Source organism: Caballeronia sp. DA-9 (assembly GCF_051615025.1).
Lineage (GTDB): Bacteria > Pseudomonadota > Gammaproteobacteria > Burkholderiales > Burkholderiaceae > Caballeronia > Caballeronia sordidicola.
In genome coordinates this window covers 778,728-802,546 of the sequence record NZ_CP195132.1, presented here as the reverse complement: position 1 = coordinate 802,546, position 23,819 = coordinate 778,728, and the positions used below count along the sequence as shown (strand labels likewise).

General features: G+C 59.6%; 22 protein-coding genes. 14 read left to right on the top strand and 8 right to left on the bottom strand.

What is annotated here, in order from left to right; translation table 11 throughout:
• Positions 1–52 precede the first annotated feature (52 nt).
• Positions 53–769: a Pr6Pr family membrane protein gene (locus ACRWA7_RS09805; protein WP_438392492.1), complete on the top strand. Its 717-nt coding sequence runs from the start codon at positions 53–55 to the stop codon at positions 767–769.
• A 14-nt stretch (positions 770–783) separates the two neighbouring features.
• On the opposite strand, the gene ACRWA7_RS09800 is transcribed toward ACRWA7_RS09805, so the two are convergent.
• The 4 genes from ACRWA7_RS09800 to kynU form a co-directional block, all read right to left on the bottom strand.
• Positions 784–1,791, bottom strand: coding sequence for an MBL fold metallo-hydrolase (locus tag ACRWA7_RS09800; protein WP_438392741.1), 1,008 nt, complete (start codon positions 1,789–1,791; stop codon positions 784–786).
• 164 nt (positions 1,792–1,955) lie between these two features.
• Positions 1,956–2,798, bottom strand: coding sequence for a class I SAM-dependent methyltransferase (locus ACRWA7_RS09795; protein WP_438392491.1), 843 nt, complete (start codon positions 2,796–2,798; stop codon positions 1,956–1,958).
• A gap of 105 nt (positions 2,799–2,903) precedes the next feature.
• Positions 2,904–3,761 carry a tryptophan 2,3-dioxygenase gene (kynA, locus tag ACRWA7_RS09790; protein ID WP_438392739.1) on the bottom strand — a complete coding sequence of 286 codons (858 nt, stop codon included), beginning with the start codon at positions 3,759–3,761 and terminating at the stop codon, positions 2,904–2,906.
• A gap of 56 nt (positions 3,762–3,817) precedes the next feature.
• A complete protein-coding gene (kynU, locus tag ACRWA7_RS09785; RefSeq protein ID WP_438392490.1) occupies positions 3,818–5,068 on the bottom strand; it encodes a kynureninase in 1,251 nt (416 codons plus the stop codon).
• Positions 5,069–5,360: 292 nt separating this feature from the next.
• Between kynU and ACRWA7_RS09780 the strand changes: the two genes are divergently transcribed.
• Together ACRWA7_RS09780 and msrA are read left to right on the top strand one after the other, a co-directional pair.
• A complete protein-coding gene (locus tag ACRWA7_RS09780; protein ID WP_438392489.1) occupies positions 5,361–6,599 on the top strand; it encodes an ArgE/DapE family deacylase in 1,239 nt (412 codons plus the stop codon).
• Between the two features lie 154 nt (positions 6,600–6,753).
• Complete coding sequence (gene msrA, locus ACRWA7_RS09775; RefSeq protein WP_060856586.1) at positions 6,754–7,494, top strand: peptide-methionine (S)-S-oxide reductase MsrA; 741 nt, start codon at positions 6,754–6,756, stop codon at positions 7,492–7,494.
• Between the two features lie 56 nt (positions 7,495–7,550).
• Here the strand turns inward: msrA and ACRWA7_RS09770 are convergent, their stop codons facing one another.
• Genes ACRWA7_RS09770 through ACRWA7_RS09760 form a run of 3 tightly spaced genes read right to left on the bottom strand, consistent with a single transcriptional unit; the run spans position 7,551 to position 11,528 of the window.
• The gene (locus tag ACRWA7_RS09770; protein ID WP_438392488.1) at positions 7,551–8,825 is read right to left on the bottom strand and encodes a c-type cytochrome; all 1,275 of its coding nucleotides are present in this window, start codon (positions 8,823–8,825) and stop codon (positions 7,551–7,553) included.
• A gap of 11 nt (positions 8,826–8,836) precedes the next feature.
• Positions 8,837–11,071 carry a molybdopterin cofactor-binding domain-containing protein gene (locus ACRWA7_RS09765; RefSeq protein WP_438392487.1) on the bottom strand — a complete coding sequence of 745 codons (2,235 nt, stop codon included), beginning with the start codon at positions 11,069–11,071 and terminating at the stop codon, positions 8,837–8,839.
• 1 nt (position 11,072) lies between these two features.
• On the bottom strand, positions 11,073–11,528 hold the full coding sequence (locus ACRWA7_RS09760; RefSeq protein WP_060856583.1) for a (2Fe-2S)-binding protein: 456 nt from the start codon (positions 11,526–11,528) through the stop codon (positions 11,073–11,075).
• A gap of 200 nt (positions 11,529–11,728) precedes the next feature.
• Between ACRWA7_RS09760 and ACRWA7_RS09755 the strand changes: the two genes are divergently transcribed.
• The 3 genes from ACRWA7_RS09755 (at position 11,729) to ACRWA7_RS09745 (ending at position 14,297) form a co-directional block, all read left to right on the top strand.
• Entirely contained in the window at positions 11,729–12,247 is a 519-nt protein-coding gene (locus tag ACRWA7_RS09755; protein ID WP_438392486.1) for a DUF305 domain-containing protein, read from the top strand.
• Positions 12,244–13,704, top strand: coding sequence for a YncE family protein (locus ACRWA7_RS09750; RefSeq protein ID WP_438392485.1), 1,461 nt, complete (start codon positions 12,244–12,246; stop codon positions 13,702–13,704). The genes ACRWA7_RS09755 and ACRWA7_RS09750 overlap by 4 nt, the downstream gene beginning before the upstream one ends.
• A gap of 266 nt (positions 13,705–13,970) precedes the next feature.
• Positions 13,971–14,297: a DUF4148 domain-containing protein gene (locus ACRWA7_RS09745; RefSeq protein WP_063493227.1), complete on the top strand. Its 327-nt coding sequence runs from the start codon at positions 13,971–13,973 to the stop codon at positions 14,295–14,297.
• 146 nt (positions 14,298–14,443) lie between these two features.
• Here ACRWA7_RS09745 and hmpA read toward each other — a convergent pair whose 3' ends face one another.
• Positions 14,444–15,625, bottom strand: a complete 1,182-nt coding sequence (gene hmpA / locus ACRWA7_RS09740) for an NO-inducible flavohemoprotein (RefSeq protein WP_438392484.1) — start codon at positions 15,623–15,625, stop codon at positions 14,444–14,446.
• A 115-nt stretch (positions 15,626–15,740) separates the two neighbouring features.
• On the opposite strand from hmpA, the gene norR reads away from it, so the two are divergent.
• The 8 genes from norR (at position 15,741) to ACRWA7_RS09700 (ending at position 23,809) form a co-directional block, all read left to right on the top strand.
• On the top strand, positions 15,741–17,330 hold the full coding sequence (gene norR, locus ACRWA7_RS09735; protein ID WP_438392483.1) for a nitric oxide reductase transcriptional regulator NorR: 1,590 nt from the start codon (positions 15,741–15,743) through the stop codon (positions 17,328–17,330).
• Positions 17,331–17,805: 475 nt separating this feature from the next.
• Complete coding sequence (locus ACRWA7_RS09730; RefSeq protein ID WP_438392737.1) at positions 17,806–18,420, top strand: c-type cytochrome; 615 nt, start codon at positions 17,806–17,808, stop codon at positions 18,418–18,420.
• Between the two features lie 36 nt (positions 18,421–18,456).
• Positions 18,457–19,671, top strand: a complete 1,215-nt coding sequence (locus tag ACRWA7_RS09725) for a c-type cytochrome (protein WP_438392736.1) — start codon at positions 18,457–18,459, stop codon at positions 19,669–19,671.
• 7 nt (positions 19,672–19,678) lie between these two features.
• Positions 19,679–19,837: a hypothetical protein gene (locus tag ACRWA7_RS09720; RefSeq protein ID WP_099050552.1), complete on the top strand. Its 159-nt coding sequence runs from the start codon at positions 19,679–19,681 to the stop codon at positions 19,835–19,837.
• The gene (locus ACRWA7_RS09715; protein WP_060856577.1) at positions 19,834–20,403 is read left to right on the top strand and encodes a cytochrome C oxidase subunit II; all 570 of its coding nucleotides are present in this window, start codon (positions 19,834–19,836) and stop codon (positions 20,401–20,403) included. The genes ACRWA7_RS09720 and ACRWA7_RS09715 overlap by 4 nt, the downstream gene beginning before the upstream one ends.
• On the top strand, positions 20,393–22,021 hold the full coding sequence (locus ACRWA7_RS09710) for a b(o/a)3-type cytochrome-c oxidase subunit 1 (RefSeq protein ID WP_060856576.1): 1,629 nt from the start codon (positions 20,393–20,395) through the stop codon (positions 22,019–22,021). The genes ACRWA7_RS09715 and ACRWA7_RS09710 overlap by 11 nt, the downstream gene beginning before the upstream one ends.
• Positions 22,018–22,824, top strand: coding sequence for a c-type cytochrome (locus ACRWA7_RS09705; RefSeq protein WP_438392482.1), 807 nt, complete (start codon positions 22,018–22,020; stop codon positions 22,822–22,824). The genes ACRWA7_RS09710 and ACRWA7_RS09705 overlap by 4 nt, the downstream gene beginning before the upstream one ends.
• 427 nt (positions 22,825–23,251) lie before the next feature.
• Positions 23,252–23,809 carry a YceI family protein gene (locus ACRWA7_RS09700; RefSeq protein ID WP_438392481.1) on the top strand — a complete coding sequence of 186 codons (558 nt, stop codon included), beginning with the start codon at positions 23,252–23,254 and terminating at the stop codon, positions 23,807–23,809.
• Positions 23,810–23,819 lie beyond the last annotated feature (10 nt).

Sequence of the window (23,819 nt, the reverse complement as noted above, 5' to 3'; positions counted from 1 at the left end):
CCTGAGTATTCCCGCGCCAGCAGTGTATTTTCGCCACGTATAAAATCGTGGCATGTCGAAGCTCACTTCCTCGCACTCATCCTCGCCGCCTGATCTGCCACATCAGCAGCCAGCGGAGCACGAGTTGCCATTGCATACGCCGAGTACGGCGTCCTTGCTTCTGGCGGCCTGCATAGCGACCATCGCGTGGCTGGCGCTGGCCGCGCAAACCGACATCACCGTCCACCGCATGCTTGCACGCGGCCTGAGCGTATTCGATGGCATCGAACGCTTGAGCAGCTATCTGACCAACCTCACGATCTTCGCGGTTGCCCTCTGCTTTTCCTGCGTGGCGGCGAGAGCGGGTTCGCCCATCGGACGTTTTTTCCGCAAGCCTCCGGTCGTCACGGCGGTCGTGGTTTATATCGTGTTCGTGGGGCTCGCGTACAACCTCCTGCTTCGATACCTATGGACACCTTCGGGTTATCGGGCTGTGTTGAACGAGTGCCTGCATACCGTGGTGCCGGTTTTATCCGCATTGTACTGGGTGCTATTCGTGCCGCGCTTTCACCTGACCTTGCACAAGACGCTGCTCTGGCTGATCTATCCGCTCGGTTATCTTTGCGTCACGTTGTGGCGCGGCAGCACGTCGGATTTTTATCCTTATCCGTTTATCGATGTAGGCGAGCTTGGCTATCCGCATGTGTTGCTCAATGCGACCTTGCTGGTGCTCGCATTCCTGATCCTGATGGCCGTGTTCATTGCGCTCAATCACAGGCGAGCGCATTAGACATCGGGTGAAGCTTATCTGGCCGATGTTTTTCCGGTATTTGCGTCATCGCCAAGATTGATCATCTGTCCATGATGCAAGACTACAAACGCATCCTCCGGCAAGCCTGCTTCCGTGACCGCCTGCTTCAACAGCCGCGGCGCTTCGTCGAGCGGATCATCGGCTAGCTCGAAGGTGCCCCAGTGAATGCCTATCGATTTCTTCGAATGTACGTCCCGATGGATCTGCACGGCTTCAAAAGGATTGACGTGCTGCGGGCGCATGAACCACTCGGGCGCGTACGCGCCAATCGGAATCAGCGATAGATCAAAACCGCCGAAGCGATTGCCGATGTCCTTGAAGTCCGGGGAATAGCCGGTGTCGCCTGCAAAATAGAAAGAGAACGGATGTGCGTTGCCCGCCGGCGTCTTGACGACCCAGCCGCCCCAAAGCGTCTTCGCCCGGTCCCCGAGACCGCGCGCTGACCAGTGGCGGCTGGGAACGAAAAACACATCTAGGCCACTTGCGTGCGTCTCGTTCCACCAGTCGAGTTCCTGCACGTTGTCGACGCCCTTGTCGTGCATCCATGACTTGATGCCCATCGGCACGAGAAAGAGCGGCGGACCGCCCGCCTGCTTGTTCAACTGCTCTACGCTCGCGGTGTCCAGGTGATCGTAATGATTATGCGAGATCAGGACGATATCGACATGCGGCAGGTCGGCAAGCGCAATTCCGGGCGGAACCTTGCGTTCGGGCCCGATGAACTGGAACGGCGAGGCACGCTTTGAGAACATTGGGTCGGTGACGATGTTCACACCATTCATTTGCAACAACGCGGTTGCGTGACCGATCCACGTCAGCGTGGTCTCCGTGCGGTTCGCCTTGATCCATGCAATATCCGGATGATCCACCGGGAAGTGATAGCCATTGGCCGGCGGCTTCGGCAAGCCATTGATCAAGCGCTCCCATTGCCATTTTAAAAGCGACGCACGCGGCAGCGGCGAATAATTGTTCTGATAACCGTCAGCCGTGTGATGGGCCATGCCTGCACCTTGAGGTTCAGCGGACTGGGTCTTGGTTGTACAGGCCGCAATGAGAACGATCGTGGCGAGCGTCAGCAACGCCTGCCGCAAGCGGGCAGGCGTCAGTCTTGTGACGGCATCGGGCTTTTGCATGGGCCTTCCGGTCCGGCGTGACATTGGCAGCTTCAAGGCTTGACGAAGCGCAGGGTCATGCGATCCGATTCGCCAATAGCCGCAAAGCGCGCGCGATCCACGTCGCCGCCGCGATACGTCGGCGGCAATGACCAGACACCGTTGGGATAATCCTTTGTATCGCGCGGATTGTCGTTGATCGCGCTGCTCGCCGCGAGCCTGAAACCGGCGGCTTGCGCGTGCTGGATCACATAGGCTTCGGTGAGGTAGCCTGTATCGATCATCTGTTGCAACGGCGTTCCCGGCTTCGCTCGATGTTCTTCCACGCCAAGCACGCCGCCGGGTTTGAGCACCGAATAAAACGCCCGCAGGTTGGCGTCGATCTGACCGTCTTCTATCCAGTTATGGATATTGCGGAAGGTCAGCACGCGATCCACTTGCAGCCCCGCAGGCAAGCCGGTGAACTGCCCGGACTGCAACGTGCCGAAAGGGACGTGGCCGTAGATCGCCGGGTTCGCTGCGAGCTTCTGCTCGAATGCAGCGTTGCTGCGGGCCTCGGCTTCCGGCAGCGAGCCGGGCACGCCAACGTATTCAGCCTCGTACAAGGTCCCGTGGTCCTTTAAATAGGGGCCCAGGATGTCCGTGTACCAGCCGCCGCCCGGAGCGATCTCCAGCACGCTTTGCGTTGGCGCGACGCCGAAGAATTCCAGCGTTTGCTTTGGATGCCGGTAGACATCGCGAGCCTGTGCTTTCTGGCCTCGATAGGGCGCGGCGATGGCGGTATCGAGGGAAGCCGATGCGGGCGCGTCAGGCGTCGCGCAGGACGCCAGCAGCAGTGCCGCGGGCAGCGCGAGCAGCAGGCGCCGCGCGTGAAAGGTCGGGAGGAGTGTTTTCATGCGGGTCATTATCGGGGAAAGTCGCGCAACGCGCTGCGCGCTGGCGAACCGGCGCGCGCCGCCCCCCCGAATATCCCAAACCCGCAACCCGCACGCCGGCTGACGCTAGAGCACCGTCCTGACATGCCAAAGCTCAGGAAACAGCACCACGTCAAGCATCTTGCGCAAATAAGGCGCGCCGTTCGTACCACCGGTGCCTTGCTTGAAACCTATGATGCGTTCCACCGTGGTCACGTGGCGAAAGCGCCATTGCCGAAATGAATCTTCGAGATCAACCAGTTCTTCCGCCATCTCGTACAGATCCCAGTGCTCGCCCGGATTTCGATAAATGTCGAGCCATGCGGCTTCCACGCTCGCGTCGGGTTGAGTGGGCTGCGTCCAGTCGCGTTCAAGCCTTTCCCGCGCAATCGGAAAACCGCGGCGCGCGAGCAGGCGGATGACTTCATCGTAGAAAGAGGGCGCTTCCAGCGTCGCCTTTACTTCGGCGAACACATCCGGCCGATGCGCATGGGCCTTGAGCATCTGCGCATTCTTGTTGCCCAGCAGGAACTCGATCTGTCGGTACTGGTGCGACTGGAACCCGGACGATGCCCCAAGATACGGCCGCATGGCGGTATATTCGGAAGGCGTCATGGTCGCGAGCACGCTCCACGCCTGCACAAGCTGATCGAGTATTCGCGATACGCGCGCGAGCATCTTGAAGGCGGGCGGCAGTTCGTCGCGATGCACCGCGGCAAGCGCCGCGTTCAATTCGTAAAGCGCGAGCTTCATCCACAGTTCGCTTGTCTGATGCTGCACGATGAACAACATCTCGTTGTGATCCGGCGACAACGGATGTTGCGCCGAGAGCAGCGTTCCGAGCGACAGGTAGTCGCCGTAACTCATGGAATGCGCGAAGTCGAGTTGGGCGTCGTGCCAGCCTTGCGGGTTTGCGTTTGCGTCGGCGGATGCGCCCTGGCTCATCGGGCACGTACCGGATTGCTTGTCGTCTGATCGAGTCATCGCGCGTGCTCCCGGGCTCAGGTTACCGCGCCGCGTTCGGCGTATTCGGGTGCCCGCCATGCTTCGGTTGCGAGCACGTCGCGAAGGATTTCCACCGCGTCCCAGACGTCTACGTAGCGTGTATAGAGCGGCGTGAAGCCGAAACGCAGGATGCGCGGCTCGCGATAGTCGCCAATCACGTTTCGCGCAATCAGCGCCTGCATGACTTCATAACCGCGCGGATGCTCGAAGCTCGCCTGCGATCCGCGTTCGGCATGCGCTCGCGGCGTGACGAGTTGCAAGGGGAATTCGCGGCATCGCGTCTCGACAAGATCGATAAAAAGATCGCTCAGCGCAAGCGACTTGCGGCGCAGCGCCGCCATGCTGGTCTGCCCGAAAACGTCGAGGCCGCATTCGATCAATCCCATGGAAATGATGGGCTGGGTGCCGCATAGAAAGCGGCCGACGCCGTCGTCCGGGCGATATTCGGGAACCATGTCGAACGGTTTCTTGTGGCCCCACCAGCCGGAAAGCGGTTGCGAGAACGCCTCTTGAAGGTGCTTTGGCACCCAGATAAAAGCGGGCGACCCCGGTCCGCCATTCAGGTATTTATACGTACACCCAACGGCATAATCCGCGTTCGCGCCGTTGAGGTCGACCGGAACAGCGCCTGCCGAATGCGCGAGATCCCAGACGGCAAGCGCGCTTTTCTCGTGAATGACGCGCGTGAGCGCCGCCATGTCGTGCATTGCGCCAGTGCGATAGTTCACATGCGTGATCATGGCGAGCGCGGTGTTTTCATCGATAGCGCCCGCGAGTTCCGACGCGTGATCGACCAGGCGCAGTTCATAACCGCGATCCAGTTGTTCGATCAAACCCTGTGCAATGTAGAGGTCCGTGGGAAAATTCGAGCGTTCCGAAACAATCACGCGACGCTTGGGATCGCGCTCGTTCGCCACTCGCAACGCGGCGGACAACACCTTGAAAAGGTTGATCGAAATGGTGTCGGTGACGACCACTTCGTCTTCCGCCGCGCCAATCAACGGGGCGAGCTTATTGCCGAGACGCTTGGGCCAGGCGAACCAACCTGCCGTATTCCACGAGCGGATCAGCCCGTCGCCCCATTCGCCCGCAATGATTGCTGCCGCGCGCGATGCCGCCGCTTTCGGCGGCACGCCAAGCGAATTACCGTCCAGATAGATGACGCCGTCGTTCAGCGCAAACTGTTCGCGCAAAGGGCCTAGCGGGTCGTCGCGGTCGAGCGCCGCGGCATTGTCTCGGTGGTTCATTGAAGTGCTCATTGACGCTATTGATGAAGGTAAAAGCTTAGCCCAGAATGGCCGTTAATTGATTGCAAAAGAAACGCGATTGCTGCCGGGCTTTGCAATAATGTGCGATCAAAGCGGCATTGATCAAAGAGAAGTTTGAAGCGTTCCGTTATGCGAGGAATTCGGCCTGGCTTAGCTGGCCGCGCTTCGAGTCCGCTAAGCTTACGGCTCGATTGGCCATCGGATCTGCTCAAACGAACGAGCCTCGACGACACATGCCGCAAGCCTCCACACCCACGCCAGATTCAAGCACATGACACAAGACACCCTAGCTGCAACCTTGTTCGCCCACGTCGACAGCCAGTTCGACCAGGAGATCGCGTTCCTTCGCGCGCTTGTGCAAAAGCCTTCGGACAATCCACCCGGCGACTGCGCGGAGCACGCCGAAATGGCTGCAAAATGGCTTGAACAAATGGGCTTTGATGTCGAGCGGCACGCGGTTCCCACTGAAGACGTTCACCGCGCCGGCATGATCAGTGCAACGAACCTGGTGATTCGTCATCGCTTTGGCGCTGGGCCGGTCATTGCGCTGAATGCGCATGGCGATGTGGTCCCGCCCGGCGATGGCTGGAGCGCGGAGCCCTACGGCGCGGAAATCCGCGATGGCTTCATGTATGGCCGGGGCGCGGCGGTATCGAAGTCGGACTTCGCCACTTATGCGTTTGCGCTGAAAGCCTTGATCGATAGCGGCGCGATGCTCGCGGGTACGGTCGAACTGCATTTCACGTACGACGAGGAAACCGGTGGTCTGATAGGACCCGGCTGGCTGCTGAGGGAAGGTATCGTCAAGCCGGACTACGCAATATGCGCCGGTTTTTCATACGCGATCACGACCGCGCACAACGGCGCAATCCACCTCGAAGTCACCGTGCGCGGCAAGTCGGCTCACGCGGCGCGGCCCGACACCGGCCATGATGCGCTGGAAGCCGCAACCGCGGTGCTCAATGCGCTGTATGCACATCGCGCTGCGTTGCGTGATATTCATTCGAATACGCCGGGCATCGATCATCCCACGCTGGTTGTCGGCCTGATCAAGGGCGGCATCAATACCAATGTGGTGCCCGACAAGGTCGCGTTGCGGCTCGATCGCCGGGTGGTGCCCGAGGAAAATCCTCAGCATGTATTAAATCAGCTTAAGGCGTTGATCGTGGCTGCGGTCGAGGGTTTGCCGGGAATCAGCGTGGATATCGAGGAAGTGCTTGTCACTTCTCCGCTGCGTTCGCTCGATGGAGCCGACCGCCTGTCGCAAGCGTTGCAGCGCGCAGCGAGGGTTACGCTGCAGCGCGACATTCCGACCGAAGGCGTGCCGCTCTATACCGACGCCCGCCTGTACTGCGAAGCGGGCGTCCCGACCGTCATTTATGGCGCGGGGCCGCGCACGCTGCTCGAGGCGAACGGACATCGGGCGGACGAACGGGTGGCGCTCGAAGACCTGAAGGTGGCGACCCAAACCATCGCAATAGCGCTTGCCGATCTGTTGAGTCCAGCCTGACTGGCGCCGGGATTTACGGACCTTTCTCTGACCACTCGATGACATCTTTGTCATCAATCGTCCAAGCCTCGCCGGGCGCGCTAACATAAGCCGAAAGGAGCCTTGCGCGCGGCTTGCGCCGCACGCAAGGCGTTCCGAAACCCGGAGGCTCATCATGCATGTCCCTAAGCAAAAAACCCTGGGCGTTGTCCGCTCGCGCGGCGTCGGCCTGCTAAGTGCAATCAGTCTGGGCGCGACCGTCCTGTTCTTGTCGATGCACGTCGCGCATTCTTCCGAAGCCGCGGTCATGCTGGCGCCGCCCGTGGTCGATGAACCCGTCGGCGCCACGCATCAGGAAACTGCCGTGCTGGCAGGCGGCTGTTTCTGGGGCGTGCAGGGCGTGTTCCAGCACGTCAATGGTGTGACGAAAGTCGTCTCGGGGTATGCGGGCGGCCAGGCCAATACCGCGCAATACGACACCGTGAGCGGCGGGCAGACCGGTCACGCCGAGTCGGTGCAGATCACCTACGATCCAACCAAGGTGACTTACGGGCAATTGCTGCGGATCTATTTTTCGGTCGCGCACGATCCGACCCAGTTGAACCGGCAAGGTCCGGATAGCGGCACGCAATACCGGTCGGCAATCTTTCCGGCCAACGACATGCAAAAGCGCGTGGCGCAAAGCTATATCGCGCAACTGGATAAAGCGCATGTGTTTCCAGCGCCTATTGTCACCAGGACGGACGCGCTCAAGGGCTTTTATCCGGCGGAGTCGTATCACCAGAATTACCTGACGCTGCATCCGGATGCGCCTTATATTGCGATCAACGACCTGCCCAAGGTCGAAAACCTCAAGCGTCTGTACCCGGCGTTTTACAGGGATCAGCCGGTGTTGTTGAAAGTGGCATCGGAGTAATTAAAAAAATAAAAAGCGGCGGCGGATCTGAAAGTGCGCCGCCGTTTTTTTATCGGCTACTGCGCGGCTTGCGTCGACTTTCGCAGCTTCGCAACATCGCTTGGCGCAACCGCCGGCGCGCCATTGTTCCAGCCGGCGCGAATGAACGTCAGGACATCGGCGATTTGCTGATCGCTTAGCACCGGCGCGTATTTCGGCATCGGGTAAGCTGCCGGAATGCCCTGGATCACGAGATCCTGCGTGCCGTTCAACGTGACGTTGATCAACGACGAAGCATCTTTCTCGAGCAGGTTCGGATTGCCCGCAAGCGGCGCGAGCAGCGGGGCGAACGCCTTGCCATCCACGCCGTGGCAATGCATGCAATACGCGGTGTAGACTTTCGCGCCGGCGTCGTTGGCGGGATGGGCGAGCAATGCCGTGGTTGCTTTCGGATCGTACGCATAAGCCGGCGCGCGCGTGCCGCCCGCTGGCGGCAACGACTTGAGATACGCCGACATGGCCGCAATATCCTGATCGTTCATGCCTTGCGTGCTGTGGTTGATCACGTCGGTCATGGACCCGAACGCCGTTGCGTGCGCGTTCGCTCCGGTCTTCAGGAACTGGGTAAGATCGGCGTCGGACCAGCGTCCCAGTCCGACGTTTTGCTCGCCAGTCAGGTTCGACGCAAACCAGCCGTCGAGCACGCCGCCCGTAAGCCATGCACTGCCGCTTTCATCGAGCGCCTTCTCCTGGAATGCAATGCCGCGAGGCGTATGGCACGAACTGCAATGGCCGAGTCCCTGAATCAGGTACGCGCCACGATTCCACGCCACGTCATGGCCGTCCTTGTCGTGGTAGACGCCTTTATCGAGGAACACCATGTTCCAGAATTTGAGCGGCCAGCGCATGTTCAGCGGAAACGGAATATCCGATGGACGATTTGCCTGGTTCACCGGCGCCACGCCCTTCATGAAGTACGCGTACAACGCCTTCACGTCGTCGTCGCGGACCTTGGCGTAGGACGGGTAGGGCATGGCCGGATACAGGTTGTGTCCGTCCTTCGACACCCCCTGGCGCACCGCCTTTTCAAAATCCTCCTCGGTCCATTTGCCGATTCCCGTCTCCGGGTCCGGCGTGATGTTGGTGGTGTAGATCCTGCCCATGGGCGTGTTCATGGGCAGGCCGCCCGCGAACGGCTTGCCCTTGGGCGCGGAATGACACGCCACGCAATCGCCGGCTTTCGCGAGATATGCGCCACGGGCTACAAGTGCATCGTCGGCGGGCGCGGCGGCCAGTGAAAGCAGCGGGACGCCAAGCGTGAGAGCGATCGCGGAAACAAGTTGTTTGATCATTATGGGTTTCCTCACGCGCTCAGCAGTTGACGGCCCACGGGCAATTGCCGCAGACGTTTGCCGGTAGCGGCGTAGATCGCGTTGGTCAGCGCGGGCGCGAGCGCTGCCGTGCCCGGTTCGCCGATCCCGCCGGGCGCCTCGCTGCTCTTGACTATATGCACCTCGATTGGCGGTGTCTGGTCGATGCGCAGCATGCGGTAGTCAGTGAAATTGGCTTGCTCGACGCGACCGTCCTTGATTGTGATCTCGCTATAGAGCGCCGCCGTGATGCCGAAAATAATGCCGCCCTGAATCTGTGCTTCAACGGTATTCGGATTCACAACCATGCCGCAATCGACTGCGCACACCACGCGGTTGACGGCGACCTCGCCGTCGCCGTTCACGGTGACGTCCACCACCATGCCGAAGAAGCTTCCAAACGCGTGCATGACCGATACACCTCGTCCCTGGCCCTTCTGCGGCGTGTTGCCCCAGCCGGCTTTCTGGGCAGCAACGTCGAGCACGTTCTGCGCACGCGGCGTCTTGCCGAGCAGGTCATGGCGATACTTAACCGGATCGATCTTGGCCTGGGCCGCAAGTTCGTCGATGAAGCTTTCCACCACGAAGGTGCCGCGCGTTGGACCCACGCCGCGCCAGAACGCGGTGGGAATGTCCATTGGCTCCTGGCGAACGTAGTCGATGAACTGGTTCGGCAAATCGTAGGGCAGTTGCGCCGAGACTTCGACCGCGTCCGGATCGAGCCCGTTCTTGAAAGCGGGCGGCGCAAAGCGCGCCATGACCGATGACCCGACAATCCGGTGCTGCCACGCGACCGGTTTTCCATTGGCGTCGAGTCCGGCGGAAATGACGTCGTAGTAATACGGGCGATACATGTCGTGCTGCACGTCCTCTTCGCGCGTGTACGTGACCTTCACGGGCGTGCCGACTTGCTTGCCGATCTTCAGGGCCTGCGCGATGAAGTCAGTCTCCAGACGCCGGCCAAAACCGCCGCCGAGCAAATGGTTGTGCACCGTGATCTTGTCGGCGGGAAGGCCGGTGATCTTCATGGCTGTATCGACGGCGCGCGTGGGCACTTGCGTACCGACCCAGATGTCGCAACCGTCGGCGCGCACCGAGACCGTGCAGTTCACCGGCTCCATGGTGGCGTGTGCAAGAAAGGGCTGCTGATATATGGCGTCGACGCGCGTCTTGGCGTCGTTGAAGCCTTTCTTCGTATCGCCGTCCTTGCGGGCGACCGCGCCATCGCGCTTCGATGCCTCTGCGAGTTGCTGAACGACCTTCGCCGTCGAAAAGCCGGCGCTGCGGCCTTCGTTCCACTTCAGATCGAGCGCCGCCGCGCCGCGTTTGGCGGCCCACGTGTGATCGCCGACCACGGCCACGCCGTTGTCGAAACGAATCACCTGACGCACGCCCGGAATCTTCTTTGCACTTGTGTCGTCGACCGAAACCAGCGTGCCGCCGAACACCGGGCTGTTCACGATCGCGGCATACACCATGCCGGGCAGCCGGACATCGAGGCCGAATACCGCCGTGCCATCGACTTTTTCCGGCGAATCGAGGCGCTTGTACGCCGTGCCGATCAGCTTGAAATCCTTAGGATCCTTGAGCGTTATTTTTTCCGGCGCGGGAAGCTTCGAAGCGGCGTCGGTCAGTTGTCCGTAGCCGATTCGCCGGCTGGTCGCGGCGTGCACCACTTCGCCGCGTTCGGCGTGACACGTCGCCGGATCGACCTGCCATTGTTGTGCTGCAGCGGAGATCAGCAGCACGCGCGCCGTTGCACCGGCGCGGCGCATGGGTTCCCATGCGTAGCGAATGGACGTCGAGCCGCCGGTTAGCTGGCCACCGAGCAACGGGTCCGTGAAGAGTTTTTCGTCAGGCGGCGCGTGATCGATCACGACGCTGTCCAGCGGCACCTCGAGTTCTTCCGCGATCAGCATGGGGATGGATGTGTAGATGCCCTGGCCCATTTCCACCTTGGGAATCACCAGGGTCACCTTGCCGCTGGCATCGATCTGGATGAACGCGTTGGGTTGGAACACGCCGCTTTGCGGCGTCTCGCTGGCGTCGCCGCCAATCACGGATTTGCCCTTGGGCGCTTCGCCCTGGCTCGCAGCGGGCACGCTGAAGCCGAGCATCAGGCCGCCGCCTATTGCAGCGCCTACCGACACACCTAGCTTCAGGAATGTACGCCGGCTCACGCCATCGGGCGCGCGGCGATTTTGTGCTTCGAGCAGTCCTCGCGACATGTCACGCCCCCTTGGCGGCGTGCTTGACCGCGGCGCGAATGCGGTTGTAGGTGCCGCAGCGGCAGATGTTGCCGGCCATGGCGGCGTCGATATCCGCGTCGGAGGGATTGGGGTTCGAGGCAATGAGCGAAGCCGCCGACATCACCTGACCCGACTGACAGTAACCGCACTGCACGACATCCAGCGCGACCCAGGCGTCCTGCACTTTCTTGCCGGCGGGCGTGGCGCTGACCGCTTCTATGGTCGTCACCTTGCGGGCCCCGACGGCTGCGACCGGCAGCACGCAGGATCGTACGGCGACGCCGTCGAGGTGGACGGTGCACGCGCCGCACTGCGCTATGCCGCAGCCGAATTTGGTGCCTGTGAGGCCCACCAGATCGCGGAGCACCCAAAGCAAGGGCATGTCGGGCGGGGCGTCGACCGTGTGCGATTCGCCGTTTATGGAAAGGGTCGTCATCTGCAACTCCAGTTGTCGTGGGGATATTTTTGGTTTGCCTCAACCGCAGATTCTTATACAAGATTCCGGCGAATTCCGCTGAATTCATCGCCAGGCGTTCCGCGCCGATCGTTTAAAGAAAATATTCTGGAATAAAGCATGGGGCGGAGTGGTTAGCGCTGGCATTGCCGTCCTTTCAAGTCCTTCACGAGGTGCATGCCATGCCTTCCATTTCCCTTACTGCCTTGCGTGCCCGCTTTGTTACTGCCGCGGTCTTTCCTGTTGCGATGTCGCTAGGCATGGGTGTCTCGCTCGCGCATGCGGCCGGCCCTTCGAATGCAGGCCCTGAAGCTCCGTTCCTTGCGGAGAACGACGAAGCCATGACGCGCATGATGGACGCCATGTCGATCAAGCCGAGCGGCGATGTCGACCATGACTTCGTGGGCATGATGCTTCCGCATCATCAGGGCGCCATCGACATGGCCCAGGCCGAATTGCGCTATGGACACAACGAGCAGTTAAGACGCATCGCGCAGGAAATCGTCGTTGAACAACAGCAGGAAATCATCGCGATGCGGCTCGCGCTCGGTCAGCCGTTGCCGCCTTCGGCGCCGGCCCCGGATCAGGCGCAACCACCGTCTTCACCCGCGTCACCCCACGCAGTTCCTCCCGCAGCATCTTCAAGCACAACAATGACCATGCCCATGTCGTCCATGCGCATGAAACAGGAGTCGAAATGAAACGAGCTTATTTATTTTCCGCAGTGCTGTCCGCGGTTTCATCGCTTGCGTTTGCAGGTCAGGCGCCCGGTCTTGCATCGGTGCCTGACGTGGCGATCAGTCATCACGACCGCGTCTACGCCGCCGAGCAGTTTTCCAACACGGTTTCGGTAACGGACCCGGCCGATAACAAACTCGTTGGCGTGATTCGTCTCGGTGATCCGTCACCGGGCAATTTCAGCCCTTTATACAAGGGCCAGGTGCTGGTGCACGGCATGGGTTTCTCACCCGATCACAAGACGATTGCGGTGGTCTCGATCGGTTCGAACTCGGTTTCTTTCATCGATACCCAGACCAACGCGGTCAAGCATGTGACCTACGTCGGGCGCGCGCCGCACGAAGCGTTCTTCACGCCGGATGGCAATGAAGTCTGGGTCACCGTGCGCGGTGAAAACTATGTGTCTGTGCTAGACGGACACACCTACGAGGAAAAGACCCGCATTGTGACGCCCGCGGGCCCGGGCATGCAGATTTTCTCGCCCGATGGCAAGTACGGCTACGTGTGTTCATCGTTCAATCCGGAGGTCGACGTAGTGTCGGTTGCGGATCACACGATTGTCGGGAAGGTCACGCAGACGAGCCCGTTCTGTCCGAACATCGCGGCCACGCCCGATGGCAAGCAGGTGTGGTTCACGCTCAAGGACACCGGCAAGACGCAGGTCTTCGATGCGCGCCCGCCGTTCGCTACGCTCAAGGTGATCGACACGGGTCCCATCACCAATCACGTGAACATCGTGCATAACGCTCACGGCACGTTTGCATATGTCACTGTCGGCGGATTGAATCAGGTGAAGGTGTTCCGCACCGATGACTTCTCGCAGGTCGCCACCATCGAGGTTGGCAACTTGCCGCATGGCATCTGGCCATCGGGCGACGGCACGCGTGTGTATGTAGGTCTGGAAAACGCCGACGCGATCACGGCAATCGACACGCTGACCAACAAGGTCATTGCAACGGTTCCGATCGGGCAGGCGCCGCAAGCGGTCACCTATGTGCCGAATGCAGTGCCTGAAGGCGATGGCACGCAGAACACGCAGCCGCTTGGGCTTGCGGGCGAGACGGCACACCTGAGCATGGTCGCAGTGGGCGGCAGCAATACGAATGGCAGCGCGCCTACCAGCGTCGCGCTGTTTGACCAGGGATTGCTGCAGGTGCTGCAGGCGTCCGCAACCGGTCTCACGCCGAAGTCCCCCTACGTACTCGGACTCTCCGACAACCCCGACGGCAGCGGCAAGATCGAGTCGCTGGCCAGATTCATGACCAATCCTGCGGGGTCCGCTATCGTCAACGCGATTGGCCAGATCAGGCAGGTGGTCGCGCCTGGCGCCAATACATCCGTGGATAAACGGCGCTACCTGGTGATCGCTCCGCAAGTGTCGGGCATGCCGGGAGCGCCGGTGCAAGTGCAGGCGCTATAACAACTTCTGCCAGGTCACGCGTGTCCTAAGCCGCTGGAGGATAAGCCCTCCAGCGGCTTTTTTGCGAGTCCTTATATATTTCCGATGCTTGCAATTCCGCGCGAAATTCAAGCGGCTCGTCAGCACGACGAAAGCGCGTGACGTGCATAAGACAAACTCATGATATTTTCGAAAATTCCAGGAATAAAAACAGTGAGAGAGGGGTTAGCCCTTGTACCAACCGCATGAATTCACGTTGGCCTCTTTCAATCAACTGGAGTCGAAAAATGAAGAAGCTTGCCCTGTTTGCCTTGTCCGCTGCTGTCCTCGTCTCATCGAGTGCATTCGCACAAGGCCTCACCCGCGCCGAAGTGCGTCAGCAACTCGTGGAAGCGCAGCAAAATGGTTCGGAGTACGTCACTGATTCATCGTATCCGGATATCAGCCCCGCATTTCAAAACCAGTTCGCCAAGCGCCAGCAAAATTCCGCTGCGTATGGCGGCGTGGCTTCGGGCTCGAGCGTGAGCGCACCGCGTATGCCAATGGGTGGAACGCAAGGTCATGATACGTGTGTCGGCCCCGTTAGTTTCTGCAATATCTATGCAGGTTCGTAAGTGGCAACGTGTTCAGGAACGACGAAAGGGCGCTCGCTTGAGCGGATGCGGATAGGCTGGAGCGCCGATCACATCCCCTCAAGCGAGAGCCGAGCGAGCATCAAGCGGCTAGCGAGCACAAGACCCGGTACGACATGCAGGCACGCTCATTCGAGCGCCGCCGCCGGACCAAAAAATTCATGACGAGTCTGCGCTTCGGGCACACCGAGCGCCCTCAAGGTCCGCTTCATCGTTTTCATGAATGGCAGCGGACCTAGAAAATAAGCGTCGACATCGCGCGTTTGCGGCAACCATTTCGCGAGGCGCGCTTCATCCAGATAACCCGTGCCATGTGCTGGCGCATCGCCTGCACGTGACTCGGAATAACAATAGAAGCGCTTTAATTGCGGATGTTTTTCCGCCTGTGCATCGACAAAATCGCGAAATGCGTGGACACCGCCATGGCGCGCCGCATGTATGAAATACACGTGCCGTTCTGTGCTTAGTGCTGCTTCGAGCATGGCAAGCGCAGGCGTGATGCCAACGCCGCCCGTGATCAGCACGAGCGGTTTGTCGCCGGGTTCGAGTTTGAAGTCACCCGCTGGCGCCAGCAGTTCAATGCTGTCGTTCTCCTTGAGATTGGCATGCAGATGATTCGACACTCGTCCGTTGGCCTCGCGCTTTACGCTGATGCGGTATTCACGTCCGTTTGCCGCCGCCGATAGCGAATAATTACGGCGGAGTTCTTCGCCGTCGAGCACTAGCCGAACGCCAATATATTGCCCCGGGTGGAAGGCGAGCAATTCCCCGCCGTCATCCGGGCGCAAATAGAACGACGTGATCTCGTCGCTCTCCACGACCTTGCGCGCGACCCGGAATAACCGCGTTCCGCGCCAGCCGCCCGGTGCGTTTTCGCGTTCGGCGTACATCGATTCCTCGAGGCCGATCAGCAGGTCGGCAAGTTGCCCGTAAGCGGCGGCCCATGCTTCGATCACGGCGTCCGTGGCGACCTCTGCGCCGAGCACTTCACGAATGGACCGGAGCAGGCATGCGCCAACGAGCGGATAGTGTTCCGGCAGGATATTGAGCGCGACGTGCTTGTTCACGATCTGCGAAACCAGACCGCCCAATTGATCGAGCCGATCGATGTGCTTTGCGTACATGAGCACGCCGTTGGCGAGCGCACGCGGTTGAGCGCCGCTCGCCTGATGGGCCTGGTTGAAATAGGGGCGCACCTCGGGGTGCTCAGTCATCAATAGCTCATAGAAATGCGTGGTCAGCGCCTCGCCGCCGCTTTCGAGAAGAGGAACGGTTGCCTTGACGATGGCACGGTGTTCTGCGGAAAGCATGTTGGAATTCCTTGTCGTGGGTTGAGTTGCGCGGAGTTAAGCGATTGCTGTACCTTTTTATCCACGATTCGTGCCACACTTTCATCCTATTTGAATCAATGGGTTATGAATTTGAATGGTTAAATCGACTCTGGTCAAAAAGACTCGTACCGAAGTCAAATTGACTCCAAGCCTTTTGCTTGATGCCTTAGTGCCGCTCATGCAGGATTTGTCGCGCGATCTCGCCGACGCGCAGCGTTACCGGCGCCTGCTGCACACCATGCGTACGGTATTCCCCGCCGACGCTGCCGCGTTGCTGCGGTTGGAAGGCGATACGCTGGTGCCGCTGGCTATTGAAGGGTTGAGCGTGGATACGCTCGGGCGGCGCTTTCGTGTAGCGGATCACCCGCGTTTCGTGCAACTGCTTGCCAATCCCGAGCCGACGCGCTTTGCTGCGGACTCCGATCTTCCTGATCCCTACGACGGCCTCGTCCAGGCGGTATCGGGCCATCTCGAAGTGCACGATTGCCTTGGATGTCCGCTCGTCATCAACGGACGGCCGTGGGGATTGCTCACGCTCGACGCACTCGATCCGGCGCGTTTCGACGGCATCGACATGGCGTCGCTCAGTGCGTTCCTGAGCCTCGCCGCGGCCACTGTCAGCGTGGTGGAACGCATTGATACGCTGGCTCGCACCGGTGAGGAGGAAAGCCGGCGCGCTGAAGCGTACAGGCAAGCTCACGGACAAAACCGCCGCACGATGATTGGCAACAGCAAGGCGCATAAGCGCATGATGCAGGAGATCGGAATTGTTGCTGGGAGCGACCTGACCGTGTTGATCACCGGGGAGACGGGCGTTGGCAAGGAGCTTGTTGCCAACGCGATTCACGCGGCGTCGCCGCGCGCGAACAAACCCCTGATCAGCCTGAATTGCGCGGCTTTGCCCGACACGCTGGTAGAAAGCGAATTGTTTGGTCATGTACGGGGTGCATTTTCGGGTGCGTTGGCGGATCGGCGCGGCAAGTTCGAGCTTGCTCATGGCGGGACGCTCTTCCTCGATGAAGTCGGCGAACTTTCGCTTGGCGTGCAGGCAAAGCTATTGCGCGTCCTGCAGAATGGCCAGCTTCAGCGCATAGGTTCCGATCGCGATCATTCCGTCGATGTCCGCGTGATCGCGGCAACCAACCGCGATCTCGTGGAAGAAGTAAAGGCAGGGCGGCTTAGAGCGGATTTTTATCATCGGCTTAGCGTGTATCCGCTGCGGGTGCCGCCATTGCGCGAGCGGGGACGCGACGTATTGATGCTCGCCGGGAGCTTCCTTGAAGAAAACCGCTCGCGGCTGGGGTTGTCGAGTCTGCGTCTTGCAAGCGACGCCCAAGCTGCATTGCTCGGCTATGCATGGCCCGGCAATGTGCGTGAGCTTGAACATCTGATTGGCCGCAGTGCGTTGAAAGCGCTCGCGGCGCAAGCCGAGCATCCCCGTATTCTTACACTGACCGCCGCCCATCTTGGACTGGACGATGCCCGGAACGAAAGTGCTACTGCCGGTGCCACCAGGCCAGAAGCCGCCGCAGCCGATTTCCGCAGCGCTGTCATATCGTTTGAACGTGCCGTGCTGCAGGATGCGCTTGTGCGCAACAACCAGAACTGGGCGTCGACTGCGCGCGAACTGCAACTGGATCGGGCCAACCTTAACCGGCTCGCCAGGCGCTTAGGGTTGAAATAAAGATTTTGCTCATACCTATATCGCTTAAGCCACGGGTGCCTAGCGGTTCCCCGCGCTTGCCCCATTGGGTTTTCGCTAAAGAATTAATTTAAGGAACTGCGTACGTGAAATGAAATTTCCGTTATTTATTGATCTCGATCATTGAACGTCAAAGCTCCTCGTTTCGAGCTTTTGAATCATTACTCAATTGATTAATAATTCGCCAGGTCATGTGGATGTTGGCGCTCGGCAAAATGGCTTAAGTGCTTTAAGCTTCGATCAAGCCGCACGCCGCGGCTGGCAAAATCAAGTCCAACTGCCAGCACAGTACGTCGTATAAGAATTCGCTGTAGCACATGACTACAGATACAAAAACCCGATAGAGGACACAACGGTGGGCATTCGCAGCGTCGTCATCACACTAGTGCTGCTCGCAGTTTCAAGCGTCGGTGCATTCGCCGCCGGCGAGCCGCCCGCTGAAAAGGCGCCAGACACCATGCAGGCACGTGTCCTGGCGTGCGCCGCGTGTCACGGCGCACAAGGTGAAGGCACCAGCAACGATTATTATCCGCGGCTCTCGGGCAAACCCGCAGGTTATCTCTACAACCAGTTGCTCGCCTTTAGAGACGGCCGCCGGCAATACCCGCCAATGAATTATTTATTGGCTTATCTGCCCGACGCCTATCTACGTCAGATCGCTGAACATTTTGCCGGCGAGCGGCCGCCATTTCCTGTGCTTGCGCCCGTCACCGCCGACCCGGCGACGCTGGCGCTTGGCAAGTCGCTCGTGAATAACGGTGCCCCGTCGCGCAAGATTCCCGCATGTGCCGCTTGCCACGGTGCGGCGCTTACCGGCATGGAGCCCGCTATTCCCGGCCTGCTCGGTTTGCATGCCGACTACATCAGCGCGCAGTTGGGCGCGTGGCGCTACGGTACCCGTAAAACGCTTGCGCCCGATTGCATGCATGACATAACCACCAGACTGGCCGAGCGCGACATCACGGCCATAGCAGCCTATCTGGCGTCGTTGCCGGCGCCCGCTAACCCTGTGCCGGTTGCAGCCGGTTCGCTCAAGATGCCGCTTGCTTGCGGCACCGTCCCCAACCCATAAGGCGAGGAAATCGACGTGTTCAGTTTCCGGGCCCTGATGCTTCTTTGCATGTTCGTTGTCGTGTCGGCTGCGCAAGCCGCAGACCCGTCAGTCGTCGCACGCGGCGAATATCTTGCGCGCGCGGGCGACTGCGTTGCGTGCCATACCGTACCCGCCGGCAAACTCTTTGGCGGCGGCCGGCCGATGGAAACACCATTCGGCACGCTCTATACGCCAAACATTTCGTCGGATAAGGAAAGCGGTATCGGCAAGTGGACCTCGGACGAGTTCTACACCATGATGCACACCGGCAAGTCGCGCAACGGCGAGCTGCTTTATCCCGCCATGCCGTTCGCGTCATATACCAAGGTCACGCGCGCCGATTCCGATGCGATCTTTGCGTATCTCCAGTCCACGCCGCCCATCCAGCAGGCCAACCGCGCGCATGAGTTGCGGTTTCCGTTCAACCAGCGCTCCCTGCTGTACGGCTGGCGCACCCTGTATTTCCGTGCAGGGGAATACCAGCCTGATTCCACGCAGTCCGTTGAATGGAACCGTGGCGCGTATCTGGTCGAAGGTCTTGGTCATTGCACGATGTGCCATACCGCGATCAATGCATTGGGTGGCAACTCGGCCTCGAGGCGATTCGAAGGCGGCCTGATCCCGATCCAGAACTGGTATGCCCCGTCCCTGACATCGAATAAGGAAGCAGGGCTTGGCGACTGGAGTATCGAAGATATTGCCGATTTGCTGCAGGCGGGTGTGTCGAACCGGGGCGCCGTGTACGGTCCCATGGCGGAAGTCGTGTACGACAGTTTCCAGTATCTGACCGACGAAGACATTCGTTCGGTTGCGGTGTACCTGAAGACGCTGCCATCACGCGCCGGTGAAAAGATCACGCCGCCTACGCCGGCCCTCGCTGAAGAAAAGAACACCATGTCGCCGCTCGGCAAGAAGATCTACGACGCGCAATGCGCCGTCTGTCACGCGGCGCAAGGGCAGGGCAAGCTGCCGCATTTCCCGCCGCTTGCCGCGAACCAGTCCATCCAGATGACGTCGTCGGTGAATCCGATCCGCATGGTGCTCAATGGTGGTTATGCGCCCGGCACGAAGAAAAACCCCATGCCTTACGGTATGCCGCCTTTCGCGCAATCGCTCTCGGATGTGGAAGTTGCAGCCGTGGTTACTTATATACGCACAGCCTGGGGAAATCACGGCACGCCGGTGAGTGCGAAAGAAGTCAACGTGTTGCGCTCAGCGCCACTTTATTGAGGACGTCATGACTGATTCAGAAAACGAAGATGCCGCCGTCGATGAAATCGTGCGTGACGGCCCGCACGGCGCCATTGCGCTTGCCGGCATTGCAACGGCCATTGTGATCGGCTTGTGGTTCGCGTTTTATTTCCTGGTCTTCCTGCCGCGTGGCGTTATCCAATGAGCAATGAACACCAGCCGCATGCATCGGCGGACATCGCCGCGCGTATCGAGCGCAAGTGGGCGCTGCTCGTGGCAATCATCCTGTGCGTGCTTGTCGCCATGACGGTTTTCACGGGACTGCATTGGGCAATGATGCCGCCTTCGCGCGTTGAAACCGTGCAGCCCGATACGCTCAATGTAAGCGGCGAATTTATCGAGAGCAATCTGGGCAGCGCGGTCGAAGCCGATGGCTCGGTGACGGTGCGGGTCGTCGCGCAACAGTACTCGTTCACGCCGCAATGCCTGCTGATTCCAGCCGATACCCCCATCACGTTTCGCGCCACGAGCGCGGATGTCGTGCATGGTTTCCTGATCACTAATACCAATATTAATTCAATGCTCGAGCCTGGTTATATCTCGACCTTCAAGACCACGTTCACGCAACCCGCCGAACATCTGATGCCGTGCCACGAATTCTGCGGCACCGGGCATCAGGGCATGTGGGCGCATGTAAAGGTCATCGATAAAACGGCTTTCCTCAAGATGGCAAACGCTAACGGTTCGCGGAGACTTAGCTGTGTTAAATAGCAAGCGACTCGTTCTCGCGCATTTCTGGCTCGGCTTCATCAGCTTCGGCGGCGCGTTGCTGCTCGGCGCATGGCAGATGTGGGTGCGCAGTCCGCTGCATCCCTGGCTGCACAATCCTGAGCTTTATTACCGCTCCGTGACGGCGCACGGTTCGGCGATGGGCTATGTGTTTCCCACGCTGATCGCAATGGGTTTCGGCTACGCGGTGACCGAACTCTCGCTGAAAAAAACGTTGATCGGCGTGCGCTGGGCATGGGCCGGTTTCATTCTCGTTGCAGTTGGCACTGTCACCGCGATGGTCCCGGTCGCCATGGGACTGGCGTCCGTGCTCTATACGTTCTATCCGCCGATGATCGCCAACGCGTTCTTTTATATCGGCATTGTGCTGGTGGTCGTGGGCTCGTGGATCTGGGTCGCGCTGATGTCGGTCAACCTGATCGCGTGGAAGCGTGAAAATCGTGGCGTGCCTGTGCCACTCGCCATGTTCGCGAGCGTTGCGGGCGCTTATTTGTGGGGATGGACCGCCGTGGGCGCGGCCATCGAGATCCTGTTCCAGATCCTGCCCGTGGCATTGGGCTTCAAGACGACCATCGACGCCGGGCTTGCCCGTGTGTTCTTCTCATGGACGCTGCACGCCATCGTCTACTTCTGGCTGATGCCGGCCTACATTGCGTATTACACGATCATGCCGCGTGCAATCGGCGGCCGCCTTTACAGCGATTCAATGGCGCGCATCTCGTTCATCCTGTTCCTCGTGGTTTCCATGCCAATCGGCATTCACCATCTTTTTGCCGATCCGCAAGTGGGCTCCGGCTTCAAGTTCATGCATTCGGTGTTCACAGCGCTTGTTGCAGTGCCGACCTTGTTGACGGTGTTCACCATCTGCGCGTCGGTGGAGATTGCGGCGCGCTTGCGCGGTGGGCGCGGCACTTTTGGCTGGCTCAAGGCGCTGCCCTGGGAAAATCCGATGATGCTTGCGCTCGCGTTTTCGTTCGTGATGCTGGGTTTTGGCGGCGCGGGCGGCATCATCAACATGAGCTACCAGCTTGATTCGACCGTTCACAACACACAATGGGTCACGGGCCATTTTCATCTGATCTTCGCAGGCGCGATCGTCATCATGTATTTTGCGATTGCTTATGATCTCTGGCCGCATCTGACCGGGCGTGCAATGACTCAACTCAAGCTGATGCGCTGGCAGTTGTGGCTGTGGTTCGTCGGCATGATCGTGCTGACTTTTCCCTGGCATTTCACCGGTATTCTCGGCATGCCGCGGCGCATGGCCTTCTTCGATTACACCGATCCGGAGCTTGCCGCGCAGGCCATGTCGGTGATCATATCGACTATCGGCGGGCTGATCCTGGTGGTGTCGGCGGTGATGTTTTTCGTCGTGCTGATTCGTGCGCATCGCGGGCCGCGTGTGGTGGTGGAAGAGTTTCGCTTTAGCGCGGCGGTGCATGAATCGAAGACCATTCCAGTCGCATTGAACAGCTTCGGCTTGTGGCTCGCGTTGATGATCGGCTTGACGCTTTTCAACTACGGCTATCCGGTAGCATCGCTCGTGTCGCGCTCGGACACGTCCGTGCCCGCAATTCGGATTGGAGGGCCGCAGCGATGAACGAAGAACGCCTCTTCTCGTTACGCAATCGCTGGTTCACCGTCACCGTAGGCGGCATGCTGGCGCTTGTCTTGCTGTCTGCCGGCATCGGGTTTATCTGGTTGCCGTCGGCGCAAAAGGATCAGCCGTTCCAGGGCGTCTGGAATGCGATCTGCAGCGCGGCAGGCGTGCCGCAACAATGGCTGCGCATCTCGGCGGCGACTCCCGTGCCTTTGACGCAGACAAGTCTTGTTGCCATGACGCCGCAATTGCTTGGCGCACCGAGCAGCGCTTCCATTGGACGTGGCGCGACGCTGGCCCTGCGATGCACGATGTGTCATGGTGCAGTGGGCGTGAGCGACGCCAATACGCCGAATCTCGCTGGTCAGTTTTCTTCGGTGATCTATAAGCAGTTGCTTGACTTTCAGTCCGGGGCGCGACGCAATGCGGTCATGTCGCCAATGGTCGCCAATCTTAGCGATCAGGAAATGCGCGATCTAAGCGCCTATTATGCTTATTTGCCTAAGCCAGTTGCTTCGCGATCGAATGCGCAGACGCCTGTTTCCATGCCGGATATTGTGGCGCATGGCGCGCCCATGCGTAATATCGCCTCTTGCGCTTCATGTCATGGCGGGATCGATCATAAAGCCGGAACGCCCTGGCTCGAAGGGATGCCTTATGCCTACACGAAAGGGCAATTGCAGGCTTTTGCCGATGGCACCCGGCATAACGATATCAGCGAGCAGATGCGGAATGTCGCGAGGAATATGACCGCCGAGGAGATCGATGCCGCAGCGCGGTTTTATGCGGGGGTTCAGCCGTAGGGAGAGTTGGGTTTCGGTTGCCTGCTTTTTGAGCCTTCTCGCAGTTTGTTTTTAATGATTTTTTAGCACTGTTAGCCACTGTCCGTGGCGGGACTTCATTTCTTTTTCCAACGGCGAAATAGAAACAGAAGCAAAGAAAACGCCTTTCAACCGCTAATTCTTAAGTGTCCCAAGCGCGCAGTTTCATCTGCTTGGGACTTCAAAAGAACCGTTGCCGCCATAACCACCGTCAGCTGAAACCCTTCCCCTCCGTATCCCTACATCCACACGCTTCGCCACCAGCGCTCTCGGGCAAGTTCACGCTTGCGCTGGTTCGCACGCGATTAGTTTCACCGGCAGGACAATGTGTTGTCTTGGCGCGGCTATGTGTCGCGCACAAGCTCACCTACCATGCCGTATCGAAACGATATCTTCATCTTCACTCGCTATGCATACTTCCCGTTTCCAATGGCTGCTCGCAGGCGCCGCCGTCACGCTTTTCGTGACCGTCGCCCAAGCCCAGGTCGATACAACCAAAAGCACCGTCACCGCAACGTCCAAACAAATGAACGTGCCCGTCGATGGCAAGTTCAAGAAGTTCACCGCCACGCTCGACTTCGATCCCGCCAAGCCCACTGCCGGCAACGCCAGCATCACCATCGATACCGCAAGCTACGATCTCGGCGACGACAGCTACAACAAGCAGGCACAAGACAAGGACTGGTTCGATGTCGCGCATTTCCCAAGCGCATCGTTTGCCTCGACCTCCATCGCGCCGGCCGGCGGCAACAAGTACAACGTCGCCGGCAAACTCACCATCAAGGGCAAGTCGCAGAACGTGACCGTGCCGGTCACCGTCACGCAGCAAGGCGCAACGCAAACCTTCGATGGCGCATTGCCCATCAAACGCACGCAGTTCGACGTGGGCTCGGGCGAGTGGAAAGACACATCGGTTGTCGCCGATGAAGTCGTGATCAAGTTCCATCTCGTCGCGCTCAAGAAATAAACGGTCTTCA